This is a genomic window from Burkholderia sp. E168m23 (assembly GCF_016586125.1).
Lineage (GTDB): Bacteria > Pseudomonadota > Gammaproteobacteria > Burkholderiales > Burkholderiaceae > Burkholderia > Burkholderia orbicola.
Window position 1 is genome coordinate 1 of the sequence record NZ_BCPP01001519.1, and the last position, 936, is coordinate 936.

1 protein-coding gene is annotated in these 936 nt (G+C 68.2%); it reads left to right on the forward strand.

All coding sequences use genetic code 11. The annotated features are described in order from the left end of the window. Nucleotides 1-936: dihydroxy-acid dehydratase (locus JMF90_RS38600; protein ID WP_201326497.1), on the forward strand; the 936-nt coding region annotated here is incomplete at both ends.

Below are 936 nucleotides of genomic sequence, written 5' to 3' on the forward strand. Positions count from 1 at the left end.
ACCAACACGATCCTGCACCTGCTCGCGATCGCGCAGGAAGCCGGCATCGACTTCACGATGAAGGACATCGACCGTCTGTCGCGCACGGTGCCGCAGCTGTGCAAGGTCGCGCCGAACACGAACAAGTACCACATCGAGGACGTGCACCGCGCCGGCGGCATCATGGCGATCCTCGGCGAGCTCGAGCGCGCCGGCAAGCTGCACACCGACGTGCCGACCGTCCACGCGCCGACGCTGAAGGATGCGCTCGACCAGTGGGACATCGTCCTCACGCAGGACGAAGCGGTCCGCACGTTCTACCTGGCCGGCCCGGCCGGCATCCCGACGCAGGTCGCGTTCAGCCAGAACACGCGCTGGCCGAGCCTCGACCTCGATCGCGCCGAGGGCTGCATCCGCTCGTACGAGCATGCGTTCTCGAAGGAAGGCGGCCTCGCGGTGCTGACCGGCAACATCGCGCTCGACGGCTGCGTGGTGAAGACGGCCGGCGTCGACGAAAGCATCCTCGTGTTCGAAGGCTCGGCTCACGTGACCGAATCGCAGGACGAAGCGGTCGAGAACATCCTGAACGACAAGGTCAAGGCCGGCGACGTGGTGATCGTGCGCTACGAAGGCCCGAAGGGCGGCCCGGGCATGCAGGAAATGCTCTACCCGACCAGCTACATCAAGTCGAAAGGGCTCGGCAAGGCGTGCGCGCTGCTGACGGACGGCCGTTTCTCGGGCGGCACGTCGGGGCTGTCGATCGGCCACTGCTCGCCGGAAGCGGCGGCGGGCGGCGCGATCGGCCTCGTGCGCGACGGCGACCGGATTCGCATCGACATTCCGAACCGCACGATCGACGTGCTGGTGTCGGACGAGGAACTGGCGCGCCGCCGCGAGGAGCAGAACGCGAAGGGCTGGAAGCCCGCGCAGCCGCGTCCGCGCAAGGTGTCCGCGGCG